The organism is Nostoc sp. DedQUE08 (assembly GCF_034530895.1).
Taxonomy (GTDB): Bacteria; Cyanobacteriota; Cyanobacteriia; order Cyanobacteriales; family Nostocaceae; genus Nostoc.
Window position 1 is genome coordinate 15763 of record NZ_JAVRCD010000010.1, and the last position, 19536, is coordinate 35298.

General features: G+C 42.1%; 15 protein-coding genes. 4 read left to right on the plus strand and 11 right to left on the minus strand.

What is annotated here, in order from left to right; genetic code table 11:
- Nucleotides 1–33: 33 nt before the first annotated feature.
- Nucleotides 34–1191, minus strand: a complete 1158-nt coding sequence (locus RMY64_RS09050; RefSeq protein ID WP_322671174.1) for an extracellular solute-binding protein — start codon at nucleotides 1189–1191, stop codon at nucleotides 34–36.
- A 477-nt stretch (nucleotides 1192–1668) separates the two neighbouring features.
- Between RMY64_RS09050 and RMY64_RS09055 the strand changes: the two genes are divergently transcribed.
- Nucleotides 1669–2040 (plus strand): hypothetical protein, encoded by a 372-nt coding sequence (locus RMY64_RS09055; RefSeq protein WP_322671173.1) that lies wholly within the window; start codon nucleotides 1669–1671, stop codon nucleotides 2038–2040.
- 203 nt (nucleotides 2041–2243) lie between these two features.
- Here RMY64_RS09055 and RMY64_RS09060 read toward each other — a convergent pair whose 3' ends face one another.
- From RMY64_RS09060 to RMY64_RS09070, 3 genes are all read right to left on the minus strand, one after another.
- Nucleotides 2244–3488, minus strand: coding sequence for a nicotinate-nucleotide--dimethylbenzimidazole phosphoribosyltransferase (locus RMY64_RS09060; protein WP_322671172.1), 1245 nt, complete (start codon nucleotides 3486–3488; stop codon nucleotides 2244–2246).
- Between the two features lie 84 nt (nucleotides 3489–3572).
- Nucleotides 3573–4313, minus strand: coding sequence for a DUF2232 domain-containing protein (locus RMY64_RS09065; RefSeq protein ID WP_322671171.1), 741 nt, complete (start codon nucleotides 4311–4313; stop codon nucleotides 3573–3575).
- Nucleotides 4314–4326: 13 nt separating this feature from the next.
- Nucleotides 4327–5028, minus strand: coding sequence for a Crp/Fnr family transcriptional regulator (locus RMY64_RS09070; protein ID WP_094349203.1), 702 nt, complete (start codon nucleotides 5026–5028; stop codon nucleotides 4327–4329).
- A gap of 634 nt (nucleotides 5029–5662) precedes the next feature.
- Between RMY64_RS09070 and RMY64_RS09075 the strand changes: the two genes are divergently transcribed.
- Nucleotides 5663–9742: a hypothetical protein gene (locus tag RMY64_RS09075; protein WP_322699844.1), complete on the plus strand. Its 4080-nt coding sequence runs from the start codon at nucleotides 5663–5665 to the stop codon at nucleotides 9740–9742.
- A 367-nt stretch (nucleotides 9743–10109) separates the two neighbouring features.
- Nucleotides 10110–10763: a sugar transferase gene (locus RMY64_RS09080; RefSeq protein WP_322699845.1), complete on the plus strand. Its 654-nt coding sequence runs from the start codon at nucleotides 10110–10112 to the stop codon at nucleotides 10761–10763.
- A gap of 169 nt (nucleotides 10764–10932) precedes the next feature.
- Here the strand turns inward: RMY64_RS09080 and RMY64_RS09085 are convergent, their stop codons facing one another.
- Nucleotides 10933–11769: a carbohydrate ABC transporter permease gene (locus tag RMY64_RS09085; protein WP_322671168.1), complete on the minus strand. Its 837-nt coding sequence runs from the start codon at nucleotides 11767–11769 to the stop codon at nucleotides 10933–10935.
- 323 nt (nucleotides 11770–12092) lie between these two features.
- Between RMY64_RS09085 and RMY64_RS09090 the strand changes: the two genes are divergently transcribed.
- Nucleotides 12093–13010 carry a M23 family metallopeptidase gene (locus RMY64_RS09090; RefSeq protein ID WP_322671167.1) on the plus strand — a complete coding sequence of 306 codons (918 nt, stop codon included), beginning with the start codon at nucleotides 12093–12095 and terminating at the stop codon, nucleotides 13008–13010.
- 162 nt (nucleotides 13011–13172) lie between these two features.
- Here RMY64_RS09090 and RMY64_RS09095 read toward each other — a convergent pair whose 3' ends face one another.
- The 6 genes from RMY64_RS09095 to RMY64_RS09120 all read right to left on the minus strand — a co-directional run bounded on the left by RMY64_RS09095 (nucleotide 13173) and on the right by RMY64_RS09120 (nucleotide 19389).
- Nucleotides 13173–14183: a catalase family protein gene (locus RMY64_RS09095; RefSeq protein WP_322671166.1), complete on the minus strand. Its 1011-nt coding sequence runs from the start codon at nucleotides 14181–14183 to the stop codon at nucleotides 13173–13175.
- Complete coding sequence (locus tag RMY64_RS09100; protein ID WP_322671165.1) at nucleotides 14180–14797, minus strand: 5-formyltetrahydrofolate cyclo-ligase; 618 nt, start codon at nucleotides 14795–14797, stop codon at nucleotides 14180–14182. Before RMY64_RS09100 ends, RMY64_RS09095 begins: the two co-directional genes overlap by 4 nt.
- A 73-nt stretch (nucleotides 14798–14870) precedes the next feature.
- Entirely contained in the window at nucleotides 14871–15815 is a 945-nt protein-coding gene (locus tag RMY64_RS09105) for a GDP-L-fucose synthase (protein WP_322671164.1), read from the minus strand.
- Between the two features lie 22 nt (nucleotides 15816–15837).
- Entirely contained in the window at nucleotides 15838–16917 is a 1080-nt protein-coding gene (gene gmd, locus RMY64_RS09110; protein WP_322671163.1) for a GDP-mannose 4,6-dehydratase, read from the minus strand.
- Nucleotides 16918–17379: 462 nt separating this feature from the next.
- Nucleotides 17380–18135 (minus strand): sugar transferase, encoded by a 756-nt coding sequence (locus RMY64_RS09115; protein ID WP_322671249.1) that lies wholly within the window; start codon nucleotides 18133–18135, stop codon nucleotides 17380–17382.
- Between the two features lie 111 nt (nucleotides 18136–18246).
- Complete coding sequence (locus RMY64_RS09120; RefSeq protein ID WP_322671162.1) at nucleotides 18247–19389, minus strand: glycosyltransferase; 1143 nt, start codon at nucleotides 19387–19389, stop codon at nucleotides 18247–18249.
- Nucleotides 19390–19536: the final 147 nt, after the last annotated feature.

A 19536-nucleotide genomic window follows, 5' to 3' on the forward strand; every position in this document is an offset into this window, starting at 1 on the left:
CCCCATGCCCAATGCCCCATGCCCAATCCCCAATTAAACTTTCATTTTGGCGAATAAAGACTCGTATTGTTTTATTGCTGATGGAGGTAAAGGAAGTAAAAATTCACTCTTATCGAAAACTTTGCGATCGCTCTCTAACAAACTCCATAATGGTTCTTGGATATCGGAAGCGGCAATATTTGTAGAAATTGGCGAATTAGTTTTAGTCAGCACCGAAATTTGTTTAGCTGTGCTTGGTTGCCAACAAAAATCAATCCATTGATCTGATAAACTATCCTTAGTAATCCCTGCGGGACGTACCCATAAGTCCGCCCAAATTGCTGTTCCTGACTGGGGGATAACTGCGGCAAGCTGCGGATAACGTCCCAAAATAGGCAATACATCGCTTGACCAACCAACCGCTAGCCAAGTGTCTTCCATAATTAGAGGTTCCAAATAATTATTAGAACTGTAAAACTTGACCTGTTGGTTTAAAATCTGTAATTCCTTTTCCAAGTCTGGTACTTGGTCAAGATTGTCTGTATTATAAGATTTTCCTAACTTTTTTAAGACCAAACCAATAACTTCTCGTGGTTGATTGAGTAGAGAAATACGCTGCTGCATTCCATCTCGCCACAAATCACTCCAATCTTTGGGTGTCCATCCCAATTTTTGCAATTTGTCACGGTTATAAACAATTACTGTACTACCCCACCTGTAAGGCGCACCCCACACCTTCCCTTGAGTATCCAAAATACCCTGGTCGTTGCGCGTTACCAGTTGTTTCCACCTTTCATTTAAAGTAGACCACTGCTTTAATTGGTTTCCCTGCATTTCTTGGAGTGGTTGAATCAATTTCTGTTCAATAGCTGCTTGTAGCCAGTAATCTCCCAATGTCACTAGGTCTGCGTCAGCGGCTTTTTGACCTTGCCTAAAAGGTATAAAGCGTCTCCATCCCTGCTCATCGCTGGTCTTTGGCTTCTGCTGCCAATTTTGTAATTGGTGAAATAAATCCTGTATATGCTCAACTGGAGCAAACTTTAACTGCACCTGTTGCTGCAAACCTTTGTGGAACCGATTCACCACCTGACCAGGTATAGAACCTTTTAATAACTGTACTTTTAGTTGCGTTTGCTTGTTTCCACCACAGCCAAAAAGCAGTTGTGAAAGCGCCAGTGTGCTTGTACCCAGCAAAAAAGACCGTCGATCCATTGATTTTGGATTTTGAAATTTTTGATTATACCTAATATTAAGCAGAGATTCACCAGTGGCTGACTAGCTGAAAAAGTGAATCTGGAGAATTATCGGTATTTTTTCTTGGTAATACGGGTAATTTTGAATATTTGACTCAAATTAGCGAGTTTTTAGCAAATTTATACCTCAAGATTAATTATTATCCATAAATTTACTTCGTGGTACTTATGCAGGACTTACGCACTCAGATCCCCCAACCCCCTTAAAAAGGGGGCTTTAGAAGTTCCCCCCTTTTTAAGGGGGGCTAGGGGGGATCTAGGTTTCAGGCTTCAGTGCGTAAGTCCTGTTATGGTGAAACCTTACTTGTATTTAGAAGTAATGATTTAAATGTCACATTTTCACCAAAAATTATCAATACTTAAATAATCCATAAGTATCGTTAAGTTTGAGAGTAAATTGAATAACATAGAGAAAATGTACGAATAAAGGTATTAAATGGAGCTATTACAGCAGCAGATCCTGACTTTAAGCCAAAAGCTGGATGACCTGTGCCAAGTAATTGAGCAGCTTGATGGTAAAGTCACTCAAACTTTCTCAGAGTGTTCTTTAGCCAATACACAAGCAAAGGATAATTGCCAAAAAAATGACGCGGCTGGAGGCTACCAGTTTAAAGGACGTAACAATTTAAATCCAGAAATGGAACACAAGGATGTATTGACAGATGGCATTTATCTAGACATGCATCGTCAAAGTGGAGATAATATAACACCAGAAATTCAAATACAACGACTGACAGCGCAATTAACAGCAGCGTACAATCGCATTGCTGCTTTAGAAGAACAATTACTTAGAGAGAGAATTCATTAAATTTAACCTGAAGTTCAACGAATTAAAAAAATGGATTGAGGTAGGTCAGACAAGCCTTTAGGTTCAGTTTTGAGTGATGGTTTGATAAGTATATACTTAGATACAAGTAAGTAATCCAGCCATCAAATTGATAAAAAAGTTAAACATTTACGTAGTAAAACCGTCCCTCTCCGAGCCGGAGAGGGAAAAACAAACTTTAATCTTTAGTTCAAGGCAGTACTTAGGCGTTCAAGTTGGGCTTCAATGGCTGCCAAAAGTTGGTGTTGCTGCCAATCTTGGCTAAGATGAGCGGCTATGCAAGCAGCTCCAGCGCCCATGCCTTCTTTCACAAAGCCCTGCTCATATGCTCTCAGTTGAGGATAACGAGAATCAGCAAAGCTCAGATAAGTTGCTAATAAAGGAGGAGTTCCTCCATTATGAGTTAAGCTGTTTTTTCCTAAGTTAAGGGCTAAGTCAACTGTAGCGCCAGTTGGATCTTCTGCTACCCAGCGGGTTGTGCCTACAACTACTGCTTCTGGTTGCCATGATAAAGCGTAAGCTTGAGCGATCGCACTCATCAACGCATAAACCGCCAGCATTTGCGTCCCTCCAGCCAGCATTACACCACAACTACGGCTAGCAGCGATCGCCATCCCAGCTACCACCACTTGCATCGGATCGCCCACGGCGGCGACGAGTTGTAGCGGATCGACAGAATTTTGGATTTTAGATACTTCTCTACGAGAGGCTGCGCCAACGACTTCGCTCAGTACAAGTTTTGGATTTTGGATTTGAGATTGGAAGTTTATCTCCCCCTGCCCCCTGCTCCCCCTCATCTTCTCCAGTCCAGCTTGCACTAGTGCCCACTTTTGCGCGTGGTTACAAACAGGGTGGCTACTGTTAACTTTTCCGGCAGCATCTATACCTAAACCAGTTAATATTGCCAGGGCAGTTGTAGTACCTCCGACAACGCACTCACCGACAATCAGATACTTCTGTTGGATATTGGCAGCTAGGCGTTCTCCCCAAAGTAATCCTTGTTCAAACAAGTGATGTACTGTTGTAATTTCCATAGCAGCCCCTTGACTTAAACACTTAGCAGGAGCACCACCCAAATCAATTACTGGCACAGCAGGAGCTTGGGGTAAACCAGCATTAAATAAATAAATTGGTATCTTTAATGACTCAAATACAGCGCGAGAAATCAGCACAGGTGAAGCGCCAGCGGTCAATGGTGGTAGGGGATATTGGGCTTTATGTTCTGGGCCGTAATACAAAAACTCAGCATCGGCACAAGCTGTATATTTTCGATCGTCTGGAGTGCGACCAGCTGCTGAAATCCCTGGAATTAAACCAGTTTCAGTAAATCCTAAAATACAAGCAAATACGGGTAGACAACCACGATACCTTCGCAGCCATTGTTCACCCTGTTCTTTATGAGTATAGATACTAATTTGGGAATTGGGCATTGGGAATTGGGCAAGGAACATTGGTTATTAGTTAGAACCGATCGTTTAACCAATGACAAATGACAAATGACAAATGACTAATAATTATCCTTCATAATCCATGAGAACTTGTACCCAGTGTGGTGGGCGGGGAATAGGGTTGCCCAAGCGGTCAAAAAGCAACCATGCTGCCAGGTGTACCACAAAAAGGTAGATAAAGTTGTTGAGTATAATTAAAGCGATCGCTCCCACTTGAATCAAAAATACACTGGGACTCGCCAATAAACTCAAGTTAAAAAATACCCACTCAATGAACTCAGTCACTTGGGTAATTACATAAATCCATAGGTCTTCACCCGACAAAACAGACAACAACCACAGCCTAAAAAAGACTCCTAAAGTACCCAATAGCGTACCCAAAGTGATAGAAACAATCCAGGGAAGACGACGACGACACCATGTAGCGCCTAAAAGGACGCCCATGAACCCGTAGGGCATGACAAACAGCAAACTGCGGGCTGGCCCCATCAGTACCGTCAGCAGTAACCCAGAGGTGAGTGCTGCCATCCATGCCGCACGTTTGCCCCAACGCAGATAAACTAGAGCGATCGGCACTGGAAAAAATATCCGCAAAACTGGGCCCAAAGGAAAGTAAAAATTTATAAACCAAATTAAGCTAGCGGTACTGGCTAAAAATGCCGTTTCCACCATCCTCAAGGGCGCATCAGCTTTGATTTGAGGAGGCATTAACTGCTGTTCTTTATCTAACCAATGATTCTGAGGAGTTGGAGATTCAGAGGATGGATCTTCCTCCGGTTCATCTGGGAGAGAATCTAAAATACTCATATCTGACAAGTTTTTAAACGATCATTCTTTCTAAGGCTGACAAATCGGGAATACAAATAGTGTCTTGATCCCGTTTAATCAAGCCTTTTTTTTCTAGCCTTGTCAATACTCGTGTCACCGTTTCCCGGGCCAGTCCGCTCAAACTACTCAATTCCCGATGAGGTAAATTGGGAATTTCGGTTCCAGTTTGCCCTTTTTTTCCCTGTCCTTCTGCCAAAAATAACAACGTATCTGCTACCCTTGACTGGCTATCAGATTCCCGCAACCGCAATCGGCGATTTACTTGCCGTAAACGTCGTGCCATTAGTTGCGCCAATCGAACTCCCGCCAAAGGTTCTATCTGAAGTAATTTGACAAAATCCTGAGCAGGCATACTACCAATTACCGTTGGGGCCAAGGTAATCACATCCGTGGATCGAGGTGCTTCATCTAGCGCCGCCATTTCACCAAACAATTCACCTTTGCCAATAATATTCAGCGTTACCTCTTTTCCTTCCAGATTGTAGGTGCGAATTTTTACCCATCCGTCCATAATAAAATACACAGAACCACCCCAGTCATTTTCCAGTAGAATCACCTGATTGGCTGGGTGAGTGCGGGTAACTAGATGGGTGAGGGCTGATTCTACAGCAGTTTCTGGCAACCCTTGAAAAAAGGGAGCGGAGGCGATCATCCAGGAATTAGCCTGTGCTTGCAAGCTATATCGATCTTCCATTACGACATCTTTAATTCAAGCTGCTATGTACACACAAAAAACAGGAGCGCCATTTGTAGCCTAAGCTATCATTGCACAGCTCCCTTTCAAAGAAAAAACTAAACTATGCTACACAAGAAAGCGACAATAAGTTTTTCTAAATAATCTTTACCTATAAGTTTAAACGGGGTAAAAGTTTTGCAAAAAGTAGTTTATAGCCTGCGGTTGGATTGCTTAGGGGCTAGCTGCACTGCAAACTTGATTAGTTATGAATATAGGCAAACAACATTAATGATACTAAAGGGAGTAAATTATTGCTCAGGTATTTTAGGGATTTTCAAAAATAGGGAACCAATGACCTGCAAAATTAGGCTTTTCGAGCAAAGGCTGTCTGAAGAGGACAAGGAGAGGGGGAGACAAGGAGATGGGGGGACAAAGAGAAACTTTTTTCCTTGTTTTCTTCGATGATTGAAGATTGCCACGACTCCCAGTAATCCATAACATAATGACTAGTCACAATTCCAAGTAGCGGCTTTGGCCACTCAAAATTTCTTCTATGGTCGACGCTGCGCGTAGCAAGATCCCCATAGGGATACGGTGATTGTAAATTAATTGTCACATTAGTTGACATACATTTTTAAGTAAGGTAATCAAAGTGACTTTTAGTACAGATGAAATTCAAAAGCTGATCGCAGACATTGACAACTTACTTGCCAGCGGTGGCAAGCGCCTGTCTAGATTTTTGTCTGGTCAGGCGCAAGAGCCGAAAGAAGTTTTAGAGCGAATTCGCGACTTCTTGGTGAGGTTACAAGAAAAAGAAGCATTAGAGAGCAGCATCCCAAATCAGTCTTCTGAAGAACCGCGATCGCCCTTGGGGGAGCCATCGCCTTTGTTAACAAAATTTATCGATCGCGGTAATAATCAGTATCCACTACCACCGCCCGAACTCACTCAGGAAGAGAATACTGTTGGCACCGGACAATTAAATAATGAATTTTCGAGATTGATTCAGCCGTTGCGATCGGAATTAGAATTGCTTTTGCAAGAGCGAGCCACTCTCATACAAGAAATTCGGCAACTAGAGCAAAAGCGATTGCAAAACTACTCCTTAGCGCAGCAGTTGACAAACCAGGAGCAAATGATTACCGAGTTTTTACAGGTACTCATGAGTCGCCTTGTGCCAACTTTAACACCACTGCTTGGACAGACGAGGGAAAATTCCGCCAGTTCTTCAGAAGCTATTAATTACGCAAATTCTGCAACTCAATCTTTATTAGAATCCTCTGACGATGTGGAGCGCTTAACCCAGCTAGCTAGGGAGTTAGATCGACGCCTATTATCACTAGATGGGACAGTGAATGTAGTCTTTGAAGCACTACAGCGCAATATTAATACTTATTACGAATCCCTGTCGCAAGCACTGGCAAGAATGCATAGCAAGGGGATGCAAGGCGAACAGCTGATGGCCAGCTTTGTCAACAATTTGACCCAGCATTTGCAACAAGAATCCCCTAGTTCGCAGTCATCTTTCCTGGGAGGAGAATCTGAGACACTACCATCATTGACTGAACCAAGCGAGATGGCTGCTGGAATTGCGCCCCAACCATTGGAGCTTATCCAGCCAGAAACTTCATCTCTACTCGCAATTGAGCAACAGGAAACTACGCTCACAGAGGATCTAGATGCAGTGCTGTTGCAGCTTGGTGTATCATCTGAATATTCTCAAACCCCGACCGAATTACCGGAAGATATTTCTGCGGCAATTGGTGATGAAGTAGACCAACTTTACGCCAGTTTGTTTGATGCTGGTGATGTTAATAATCCCAGCCTCGATATTCCCACAAATGACTTATCTGCTTCCACAGCCTCTGCATCACAGTTGAACATCGCCCAGACCCCGCCTGTCTCTCCAACCGTGGATTCTGCGGTTATTACTCCAGATACGGATCTTTCAACCCCAGAGACTTTAGGAAAAGAAAGCACAGATTCATCAGAGCCACAGGAAGAACTATTTTTTGAAGAAGAGACTGACCTAGATTCACCTCTTAGCTTCTCTACTCCACAAATAGACAGTTTATCAGTACAAATCGGCACTCAGCCAGCTAGTGTTGATACAATTAATACCCTAACTGAGTTATTACCTGATACCGATAGTGAACTGCAATTGCTGGAAGTCTCATCTTCTTCTGTGGATAATGCCACAGCTACAGGAACTGACCTATTGCCTGATAGAGATAGTGAACTGCAACTGCTGGAAGTGTCATCTTTTATGGATGATGCCACAACCACAGCACCAGTGACTCCAGAAGTACCAGAAATTGCCTTGGCAGAGCCTAGCGAAAATATCGCCACATCGCAAGTATTAATTAACAGCGATCGCTCCGAACTGTCTTCAGATAACTACATTGCTGCTTCACCCCAAGAAAACTTACTTTCTATTGAATCAAACCAGTCTCCAGCCGTACCAGATATTTCTTTAGATGAAGAACAGTTGCAGCAATTAGATCGGGATTTGGCTAATTTCGATCGGCAGCTAAATTCTGAGTCGCAGCCAGCTAATAACTTGAGTGCTTTCTCGGAACCATTTGATAACATTCAAAATACAATCCCCACAACTTCCCCTGAAAATCTCCAAATAACGGAAAATACATCAGCTGTTTTCTCCAGTTTGGCAGTTCCCCAGGTAGAAACTGAAAAAAAAAAGGAAGTCACAACTCCTGTTCCCGAAAGTTCTTTACCTCCGATTGCCAACTCCATAAATAATCCAGAAGTTTCGTTAAATACTTTAGAATCAGTCTGGTATTTAGGAATTGATTTAGGTACAACAGGAATTTCCGCTACATTATTAAATCGCTCGACTTTTGTTGTACATCCTATCTACTGGTCAGCAGAAAATCCGCCAGGAACAAGTTCCTTTCAGCAATCGTTTCGTTTACCAACAGAGGTTTATCTGCCTACAGCTTCTGTACCCCACGGTGAAAACGAAACTATCGAAGCACATGAGCAGACAGCACCTGCGGCTGTTGCCCAAGATAAAGCACCCGATCGCTCGGCTACTACTCCTGCAACACCAAAATCGACAGCAGATCCGACGAAAAATAACCTCTACTCAGCGCAGTTGAAGCCTTACTTACAAGTAGCCATTCCCTACAAGAGCGAACGACAGAAATGGGAACCTGTTTTGCAATTAAATGAATTTTCGGCAGGGCCTTTGATTTGGGTTGTGCGATCGCTCTCTAAGTTACTATTAACTCTCAAATCCGAAAAAACAAGTACCACCCCTAGTTTAATGGCTGCCGCTGTTGGGATCGGCGAACAAGATTTTCCCCAGATTATCAATCATATTGCTGGTGTAATTTGTACCTGTCCATCTAGCTGGTCGGAACAATACCGCTTTAATGTGCGGGAAGCTTTACTCACTAGCAAACTCATTCAACATCCCCAGCAAGTATTTTTTGTTGAAGAAGCGATCGCTAGCCTACTTTCGGAACTTGATGCTGCTAATGGTGAGCAAGTAAAACTAAGCGATGCTCAAAGTACTCATCCAGCAAAAACTAGCGAACATCCGATTGTTGGCAACACCCTGGTGATTAACATTGGGACAACTGCCACAGAAATGTTGCTGGTGAATCTACCAGAAACCTTGCAGCAATTGACATACAATGATTTCATGCTCCATAGTTTTGCTTATGCTGGCAAGGGTATTGAACAAGATATAATTTGCCAACTGCTATTGCCACCGAAATCTCGGCAATCACGCAGAGAAACACCAAGCGATGGCAAAACTACCACGAGTAATTCTTGGCAATGGCAACCGTCAATTCCCGGTTTAGACCAAATGCGTTGGCAGACTTTAGGGTTGGAAGAATTAGAAATACCTAGAGTCGGAGAACCAGATATCACCGCTCGAATTCGTCTCCAGCAACGTCTAGAAAGTTCTTTACTGGGACAGGCGGTATTAGATGCGGCATTAGCCCTAAAGCTGATTTTGCAACACCAAGACTCTTTTACCCTAGAATTAGCCGATCAGCGGTGGGTTTTGCAGCGACGAGACTTAGAAAGCCAAGTATTTATTCCCTTTGTGCGCCGCCTGAACCGAGAACTTAACAAGTTATTGGTAGCTCGTGGTATCCCCACAGAAGCCATTAATCAAGCGATCCTGACTGGTGGAGTGGCTTGTATTGGGACGGTGAACCGCTGGTTACGCCAAAAACTTCCCAGCACTAAGATTATTCAAGATTTATATCTCGGTGAAAACGGCGCTCCCAATTGCAGCCGAGTTGCTTATGGTTTGGCGATGCTGCCTCTGCATCCGCAGATTTTAGATATACCCAGGCAACAATACACTGATTATTTCTTGTTCACAGAATTGTTGCGATTGCTACCAGACCGTCCCTTATCTTTCGGTGAAGTTATTCAGTTATTTGAGGGTCGTGGGATTAATACTCGCATTTGTCAGCAACGGCTGCTGGCTTTTTTGGAAGGTGAACTGCCTTCCGGTTTGATACCTTCAGTCACAGAATCAACCTGGCTTACCCAGAGTTCGCAAGAAAATCCTGACTATCAGGCGATCGTCACAGCACCACTTTTTGAAAAACAAGGAAGTCTCACTTATCGTCCCAATTCTCAACAACTGTTGTCTTTACGTCGCTATCTAGATGCAATTAAGGCTAGTAATCAGCAATCATTGGAGGAACCATATACGGTGAATTTTGCCTTAGAGGTCGATCGTTGAGACTAGCAGATCGCGCTAGAAATAAGAATACTACTCAAAATTCCAAATGCTTATGTTACGAGCATTTGGAATTTTGCGAATTACTACTAGTACTTCAGCACAGTAATTTTTGGGATATGTGGGATATGTACGATAGTATTATCTTTTTATTAGTTTTTATTAGATGGATAAAATACCGTAATTTTACAATCTATCACTTGAATTGAAAGATTCTGTAAATTTTTGGTTTTTGGTTTTTATATCGGCTAAAATCTGTGTATATTAACACTCAGTAGTATCGACAACAGTAGAAAAAATCGCCTAACAATCATGTCTATGTCTACACTACTAATGTAAAAATTCCTGTTATAAAACTAAGTTAGTTCTTGTGAATAATCTTTATCTTTATTCAGTTAATTGTTTGCAACAGCCTTCACACCCGTCAACGTTAAGCGTGAGAAAACGATTAATTGACATTGTTGGAGCCATTGTCGGGCTGATTGTTACATTTATAATAGCAATTCCTGTAGCAATTGCTACTTTTATTCATGAGCCAAGTCCAATATTTTATTCTCAAATTCGCTGTGGTTTAAACGGAAAAACTTTCCGCATCTGGAAATTCCGCTCAATGATAGTCGATGCTGATAAATTCAAGCATTTGGTTGAGAACCAAGCCAAAGGTCATATTTTTAAATCCGTTGACGATCCTCGCATTACTCCTGTTGGGAAATTTTTGCGGCGTACTAGCTTGGATGAATTCCCTCAATTTTGGAATGTTTTGTTAGGGGACATGAGTTTAGTTGGTACTCGTCCACCTACTCCTGATGAAGTCAGCAATTACGATCCACACCACTGGGATAGATTGCGAGTCAAACCAGGCATTACCGGCGAATGGCAAGCTAATGGGCGTTCCAGCATTACAGACTTTGAAACCATTGTGAAAATGGATATGGATTATCAACGCAAGTGGTCTGTAACTTACGATCTGAGTCTGATTATTAAAACTATCTGGGTAGTCTTGAAAAAGACTGGGGCTTATTAAATTAGAGCATTGGGCATTAGGAGTACTGTTAGCGTCAGCGGGGCGTTTAGCCCGTGCTGAGTTAAGAGTTAAGAGTTAGGAGTTTTGTTTATCTCCTTGTCCCCTTGTCTCCCTCATCTCCCTCATCTACCACTTTCTTGTTCTGACTTCTGAATTCTGAATTCTTTTTTCATCCCTTGACACCGCTACCTGTTTCTGTAGGTACAATGTAACGTTGTAAAAACAAAAATAGTAATAATACTGGGGCGATCGCAATCACTGAGCCAGCCGCTACTAACCGCCAGTCAAGGGAAAATGTACCTGCTAGCTTGGCGACTCCCAAGGGAAGAGTATATAAATTTTCGTCTTGGATGACAATTAAAGGCCACAAAAAGTCACTCCAAGCACCAATGAATACGAAAATAGCTAAAGTTACCAGTGCTGGGCGAACTGCTGGTAACATAATATGCCACCATAATCCTAACTCTGAGCTGCCATCCATCCGGGCGGCTTCTTCTATTTCTTTGGGGACACTCATGAAAGCTTGGCGCAACAGAAAAATGCCAAAGGCAGAAGCTAAACTCGGAAAAATCATCCCTAAATAAGTATTTCTCAAACCCATCTGGACTGTCAAAATATAAAGGGGAATCATCACGATTTGGAAGGGAATCATAATCGTAGAGACGATCGCTACAAAAATCCAGTCTCGCCCGACAAACGATAATCTTGCCAACGGATAGGCAGCCAAGGCGCAAAACAGCAGATTTAAGCCCACAGTCAGCACTGATACCAAGGTACTGTTATACAGGTATTGTCCAAAAGGTAGAGAGTTCCACACACTAGAGAAGTTATTTAGTGTCGGTTGGCTAGGTAGCAACTGTGGCGGCGACTGAAAAATATTTTCCGTTGGCGATTTCAAGGATGTACTGATTAGCCATAGTAAAGGAAAGAGCATCAACAGTGCGATCGCTCCCAACAGCGCATACATTAGCAGATTTTGCGATCGTGACTTTTTCCAGTTCAGCATTTGATTAATGAGGAAAAATTCCTTTCATAAAAGATATTTGCACAGTCAGCAAAATAATTATAAATGTGATTTTCTAATTCAATAGTAATGTAAGAATAATGCTATTTGCTGTTTATTTAAAAAATATTTGAGGGATACCTAGCTAGATTTTTAATCCTATTTAATTGATCGACTTGTGTCAATAATATGTTTAAATATATCTACAGGTAGAAAAAGTCCTATAGGTGAAACAGATATAGCAAGACAAACAGTTAAATCATTACAAATATACTGTTGTTTGGCTTTCCATTAATTCTTTTCAGTTATTTAAGTTTTGGAAATTTATGAACATACGACGTTTAGCTTTAATTAGTGCATTCGCTGTAATACTTCCTGCACTCAGCTTGAGCATCAAACCACCAAGTGCTGATGCTGTAGTTTATGGACAATATAAAAACATTAAGCTTCCCTTTGCCGCTGGTCAATCTCGTAAGGTAACAGGGACTCACAACAGAGCAACTGGTCGTCATGCCATTGATTTTGGTATGAATAAAGAAAATGTCCTAGCTATTCGTGGTGGCACAGTTTATCGTAAAGCGTTCGACTCTGAGGGTGGCGGTAATATGCTGATTATTGACCACGGAGACAATTTTTGCTCCATTTACTTGCATCTAAATGAGTTTAAAGTTTCTGAAGGTCAAACAGTACAGCAAGGGCAAGTTATAGCTATATCTGGAAATACGACATCTGTAGGTGCTACGCTTCCCTATCACCTTCACGTGAGTGTAACTCAAAAGGTAAATGGGGTTTGCTCGGCAAATCGAAGCCAGGAAATCGCAATGTTTTTTGATGAAATGCCAACCAGAGAACTACAGTACCCAGAGTTTATAACTTCTCAAAATAGGATTTCTAGCTCTAGCATTCCTTTTGCATCACCTGTTTCCAGCCGACTGAGCATGTCTTCATCAACTGTTGATCTTACAGTCAATGCTGCTAACTTACCTGGTAAAACGGTTTACGTGCAAATGTGGCGGTCAACAGCTTATGGCTATGCACCAAAAGAATGGAATTTTAGTAAAGTAGCTTCAGGAACTTCCATAACTTTTAATGACCTTGATGGGCCTGGTAATACTTTTGCTGGAGTTTCTTATTACACTATCGCCTCACTAAAACCTATTCCAGCAGGAGAAGCGGCAAAACAACGCACCTCTTGTTTTAGCGCGACAGGAGGACAGTATCTTTGTGACACAGTTCGTCGTTGATTAAGTAGACGTAGATTGGGTGGAGCGGAGCGCAGCCCAACTGATTATCAGGATGTTGGGTTATGCAAAGCCTCCACCCAACCTACAATTTTTTTGCAACTTAGCTTCTGTACACACAGGGTTCAAAAGTTTCTCTTACAGGCTAAAGCCAATTCACAGTAGTTAATCTTCAATCGCTACATAAGGTTGTGGTTCCCGCGAACGTTGGGCAATTTGTTCTCGCCGATACTTTGCAAGTTCGCTGTAAAGCCTCTTACGAGAGAGATTCACACTTCCAACAGGCTCATGCTCTAGCAGTGTATGCCAAGGGGAAAACAATATACCCTCATCTAAGCGTTTGCGTTCTTCAAAGTCAAATTTCTGACTGGGAATACGCACAGTTGCAACTTTAATAAATGGTGAATCTGCTTCTTGCCATTCCTGAACGTGGTCTTCAATCGGTGTTTTGTCGTCATCTACATAAAACTGAATTAGGAAGTCAAAAGATGCTTCTCGACCTTCTTCAGTCAAATATTTGACCAGCGTTTCTCGAAGGTAATTTTCTGATTCTGGAAGTATTTCTGGTGGTTTTTCAGGTTGTTGAGATTTGACAGATAATTTTACAATCCGCTCACCAAATTTAAACGGAGCCATACTCCAATATTGAATCAAAAGTGGATTTCCTACCTTTTTGCTACCAATTTTTTGCAAGATAGCAAAGGCGTAACCAAGTTCTTCCAGCCGTTCTGGGGACAGTTTTCCACTACCTGCTTGGGAAAGGTCGGCGTAATCACGAACATCTTTAGTCAAGAAAATAGGATAATTGTTAAGTATAAAATCTTGAGTTTTTTCTTCATCATCCAAGACTTTTTGCCCGTCCACATTCATCACCTTGATGGCGATACCGCGAACATCAGGCTGGCTATCGGAGTGAAATTTACCACGTTTTTCAGGCGAACCACCACTAGAGAAACGAATCCACGCAGGATAGGTTTGAGGCGTTTTGAACAAACCTACTTTTAGGTCTTCAGGAAGATTGGGTTCAATAATAAACTCTCCCCAAACGAGTCCATGACTTTTGCTATGAATTTGGCGGAGGTCTGGGCCTGTTTTTTGTTGAGCTTGGAGACTAGTTGCTATAATTTCGTCAATTATTGCTTCCTGCTCAGTGGTAGATGACGTTGGATTAGTCATAAAACATTTGATAATGTGTCCTCATTATCCTGAATCCTGGAACCTTTTTGAGTCAATCCGGTTTCCGTACAAATAACTTGTAGTGGTTTATCCCAAGGTTCAATAGGTATATGAGACAAATAGGCAAAATCAAAGACAATTCCGATAGTCGGCTTTGTCTGCCATTGCGGTAAACTGAGCAAGCGATCGTAATATCCGCCGCCATAGCCTAAGCGATATCCTTGATAGTCACAAGCGACACTAGGGACGAGAATCAAATCTACTTCGGCAGCATCTAAGATTGGAGCGTCGGGGTGTGGTTCACTAATCCCATAAGCGCCACTTTGGATAGGAACACTCGGTGTCCAAATATGCCAACATAGGGATTTATCAACGCAGCGAGGAAATCCCCAACGGTATTTTGTGTTTGCAAATAGTGGAGTGAGATCGGGTTCTTGGCGAAAGCTGAAATAAGCGAGTATTGTTTTTGCTTGGGTAAACAAAGTAGAATTTTGTAAATGAAAGCATAAGCGATCGCTTTTTTCTCTCCATTCTCCAACGGACATTGATTTACGTCTTTTAAGTAGAGTGCGGCGCAGTTGTGCTTTATTTAGTTGATGATTGACTTTGTCCATATAAATAAAAATATTCAAAAAAATAAGCTGGGCATCGCCCAGCTTGTATCACTCTACATTCAGCAGTACATTGTTATGCAGCGTGTTGACGATACCACTCAATGGTATTCTTTAGCCCTTGCTCAAAACTCACTTGAGCCGTGAAATTAAAGGCAAGATTTGCCCGTTCAGTATCTAAACAGCGGCGGGGTTGACCATTAGGCTTATCAGTTTGCCACACAATTTCCCCCTTAAACTCCATCAAGTCGCAGATTAGAGTTACTAAATCAAGAATGGAGATTTCATAACCTGTTCCCAAATTAACTGGTTCCGATTCATTATAGAATTGAGTCCCCATCACAATCCCCCGCGCTGCATCTTCTGAATAGAGAAACTCACGGGTAGGACTGCCATCACCCCAAACTGCAAGTTGCTTTTCTGCATTAATTTGGGCTTCGTGAACTTTGCGAACTAACGCTGGAATGACATGAGAACTTCCGGGGTCAAAGTTATCTTCTGGGCCATATAAATTTACTGGCAGTAGGTAAATCCCATTAAAACCGTACTGTTGACGGTAAGATTGCAATTGAACTAAAAGCGCTTTTTTTGCAATTCCGTAAGGGGCGTTAGTTTCCTCTGGGTAACCATTCCACAGATCGTCTTCTTTGAATGGTACTGGAGTGAATTTAGGATAGGCGCAGATTGTGCCAACACAAACAAATTTTTCTACTCCCGCTTGATAGGAAGCGTGAATTAGCTGGGTTCCCATAATCAAGTTATCGTAGAACAACTCTGCGGGTTTTTCGCGGTTCAAACCAATACCACCGACATGAGCTGCTAGATGGATGATTATGTCTTGCTGGTCAACTGCACGTTGGCTATTTTCCCAGACCCGCAAATCGTGATCGCGCGATCGCGGTATTGTAATTTTCTCGCGATCGGCTCCTGCTTTACACAGTTGATCTATCACCTGACGGCCTAGAAACCCCGATCCACCAGTGACTAGAATCCGTTTATTTTTTAGTTCTAAGGCGGTCATATTTTATCCTCTGTGATGCGAATCAGAAGTGCAAAGCGCCCAGTGTTTGACGAATAGTTGCAATATCATCTGGAAATTGCGAACCTTTTCCATTGGGTGAAGTATGACCCAATGCTTGTAAGTCTGCTTCTACCATTAGGGAAACTAGTTCTTCAAAGGTTACTGATGGTGTCCAGCCCAAGTTCTGCCGTGCTTTGGTAGAATCGCCAATCAACAACTCTACCTCAGATGGACGCAGGTAACGCTCATCAAACTCTACATAATCTTGCCAATTAAGATTCACATAACTAAATGCCAGTTCCAAAAACTCTCGTACCGAGTGGGTTTCACCAGTAGCAATTACGTAATCGTCTGGCTGGTCTTTCTGCAACATCAACCACATTGCTTTGACGTAATCCTTCGCATAGCCCCAATCTCGCTTGGCATCTAGATTACCCATATAAATCTTTTTCTGCTTCCCAGCAACGATACCAGCTACCGCTCTAGTAATTTTGCGGGTTACAAAGGTTTCACCCCGCCGTGGTGACTCGTGGTTAAAAAGTATGCCATTACAAGCAAACAAATTATAAGATTCACGATAATTTACAGTTTGCCAGTGAGCGTAAACTTTCGCACAGGCATAGGGACTGCGGGGATAAAAGGGCGTTGTCTCAGTTTGAGGTATTGCTTGTACTAAACCATACATTTCTGAAGAACCCGCCTGGTAAAATCGCACCTGAATTCCGGTACGATGCTGGTAGTCTCGAATTGCTTCCAACAGACGCAATGTCCCCATTCCTACTGCATCTACTGTGTATTCTGGTGAATCAAAACTGACTCTGACGTGGGATTGAGCGCCGAGGTTGTAAATTTCTACTGGCTTTACTTCTTCTAAAATACGCCGTAACGTTGTACCGTCTGTCAAGTCACCGTAGTGAAGAAACAAGCGCACTCCCTCTTTGTGGGGGTCTTCGTAAATGTGATCGATGCGGTCTGTGTTGAAGGTAGAAGTCCGGCGAATTACCCCATGAACCTCATAACCTTGTTCCAACAAAAACTCACTTAGATATGAACCATCTTGTCCAGTAATACCAGTAATCAACGCTCGCTTCTGTTGCGTCATGCTCAATTATCCCTTATTGTCTTTGATTAAAAAGTTACAGCCAATCTGATACAACCTAGCAACTAATTGCTGAATTGCCTAATGGGAAACCTACGAGTTCTTGTTGTTATGAAACTTTTTCCGTAAATAAATATACTGAAGAAAAAGCAATTTCGCACGTAAGTCCAACATTTAGATAACTCAAAATTATTTAATTATGTATATTTTCTTCTACCAGACGATCGAGATTATTTTTATATATATTTTTTGTCAAAACTTCATATATCTCTAGTTATGTGAAGACTTAATAAAATAGCCATTTGAAATTAGACTTCTCGCAAAAGTACCAAATATCCACACTCACAGAAGTCTGAATTAAGTAGAAAAGCACAAATGATAGAAATAAACATGAGCAATCCTGTGAGGGGAGAATTGGTACTTAGGGGCATTAACTGCCCCACAGAATCCACCCTAAGTATTTACTTAGTATGCGCCGTTATTTTTGGGTAGAATTACTACATCAACAGTTTTCAAGATGATCCATAAATCAAGCCAGAAATTCCTAAATTTGACATAATGCAGGTCTATTTGGACTCTCCGAGGATAGGGAATGTCATTACGCCCAGATACCTGCCACAAACCAGTAATTCCTGGACGGATTGTTAAAATCTCATCAATGTGATAACCGTATTTTGGAAGTTCTTCTCTTACCAAGGGTCGGGGCCCGACTACACTCATATCCCCTTTTAAAACGTTCCAGAACTGGGGAAATTCGTCTAAGCTAGTAATTCGCAAAAATCGACCAATTTTGGTAATCCGGGGGTCTTGTTTTAGCTTAAAACTGCTCTCAAATTCTTGTCGCAATTCGGGCGATGTTTCCATCATTTGCATGAGGATTTCATCCGCATTGCTTACCATTGTTCGGAATTTAATACAATTAAACGCTTTGTAATTTTTCCCTACCCGTTCCTGGACATAAAATATTGGCCCTTCTGAGCTGAAGGCAATCAGCAAGGCCAAAATTAAGTAGACGGGGAAGAACAAAATCAATACCGACAGCGAAAACACTATATCGAACAGTCGCTTGGCAAACTCTCCGTTTAAACCCTGAAAAGATAAACCTTTGGGCTTAACTTTTGGCGTCTTCGTTTTTTGACCGCGTTTTAAGAAACGCACAGACGCTCTAGTGTCTTGCCTTACGCCTCGCTTGCCGGAGAGGAGTGAGCTCTGGGCAGTCATCATACTCCTTAATAATCCACACCACACATAGTCCCAATATTAAAGCCAAAATGAGATGCTTCTGGGGGAAATTGCCAAAAGCCTAAAAAAATAAGACGTTAATCAAGACCATCATTGCAAAAATGGTCTTTTTTCGTTGCACTTGTTTACAAAATCTAGATAACGATCTGCAAAGATTTGCGGTGAAAACTGCGCAGCGTGCGATCGCATATACTCAGAATTGAATGAACCCTCATACATTTCAAATTTTTCTACTGCCTCCACCAAAGCCGCCTCTGTTTGCGTCTTGAAAAATATACCTGTCCCTGTATCCGCATCAGAGCGAATATCTCGCACTGTTTCTAAAGCACCCCCTGCACCATAAGCAATCACTGGCGTGCCGCAAGCTTGTGCTTCCACTAAGGCAATACCAAAATCTTCACAAGCTGCATATACAAACGCCTTAGCCCTAGACATATATTTTTTTACCACATTATCGGGTTGCCATCCCAGTATTTGGATATTAGAGTTTGCCATCTCGCGAATCTTGTTCATTTCATCTCCTGTACCAATGACTACTAACGGTCGTTTTAGTTGATTAAAAGCCTTGACAATCAACGATATTTGCTTGTAACTCACTAACCGGGAAACTGTCAGGTAGAAGTCTTCTTTCTCAGACAGAAACAGAAATTGAGCAATATTCACTGGTGGGTAAATGACTGTTGCTTCTCGTCGATAGCAACGCCAAATCCGCCGAGCTGTATGTTGCGAGTTGGCAATGAAATAATCAACGCGATTGGCACTCAATACATCCCACTGGCGCAAACGATGTAATAAATATCGCGTCACCCATCCAGGTAAGCCACTACCCAGTTTGCTGTGGTGCAGATAATCAAAGGTCAAGTCCCAGGCATAGCGCATAGGGCTGTGACAGTAGCAAATATGCATCTGTTCGGGAGTGGTAAGGATTCCTTTGGCAACAGCATGGGATGAAGACAGAATGACATCATAATGCCGCAAATCCATTTGTTCAATTGCCAAGGGCCACAAAGGCAAGTATTTTTGTATACCGTTGCGGGCATAAGGAAAGTTCTGGAGAAACGTCTTACCAATTTGACGCTTATATAAATAACTTTCAGGATTGCTGGATTCAAAATCGATGAGAGCATACAAATCAGCATCAATGTGATTCAAAATTTCTCGGACAACGAGTTCTGAACCACCGGTGGCTTTGGGTGTTAGCCACTCATGAACCAGAGCATATTTCAAGGGCACAGCTAACTTGAATAAATGGAAAATACAAAGGCCAACTTGATGACGTTAACTTAAAAGTTTCCTCTTGTGATTAATTAACGGGAAGCGCCCCAGATTAGCACATAAGACGGAATCTTTCCCTTAGAGGTTCCAGATGGATACTACAAC